This window comes from Pseudomonas sp. SIMBA_068, from assembly GCF_046534705.1.
In the GTDB taxonomy this organism is placed as follows: domain Bacteria; phylum Pseudomonadota; class Gammaproteobacteria; order Pseudomonadales; family Pseudomonadaceae; genus Aquipseudomonas; species Aquipseudomonas putida.
This window is the reverse complement of sequence record NZ_JAWRYI010000169.1, coordinates 1-345: the sequence shown is the minus strand read 5'-3', so window position 1 is coordinate 345 and position 345 is coordinate 1. Positions and strand designations below refer to the sequence as shown.

Annotated in this window: 1 protein-coding gene; it reads right to left on the bottom strand. The window is 63.2% G+C overall.

What is annotated here, in order from left to right; genetic code table 11:
• A partial coding sequence (locus SB756_RS28690; RefSeq protein ID WP_410912901.1) for an FAD-dependent oxidoreductase occupies positions 1-345 on the bottom strand: 345 nt, incomplete at both ends.

The window sequence follows — 345 nt, the reverse complement described above, 5'->3', positions numbered from 1 at the left end:
CTGTCACTTGCGCGTAATTGACGATGCCACTGGACGGCACGAAGATGCCACCCATGCCGACGATGTTGGGCTCGCGCTCGCGCAGTTCGTCCGCCGACAGCCAATAGCGCTCCAGGCCATTGGCCGCAGTGCGCTCCCACAGCGCCTTCATGCGCTGCATTTCCAGGTCGTTGGTGGCCACCAGCAATTTGCCACACTCATCGAAGCGGATGCCGTGCTGGGTGCAGAAGGCCTTGGTGGCCTTGTTGCCTTCCAGGCAGAAACGCGCCTTGAGGCTGCCGGGGGTGTAATACACGCCGGCATGAATCACACCGCTGTTGTGGCCGGTCTGATGGCGGGCCGGGC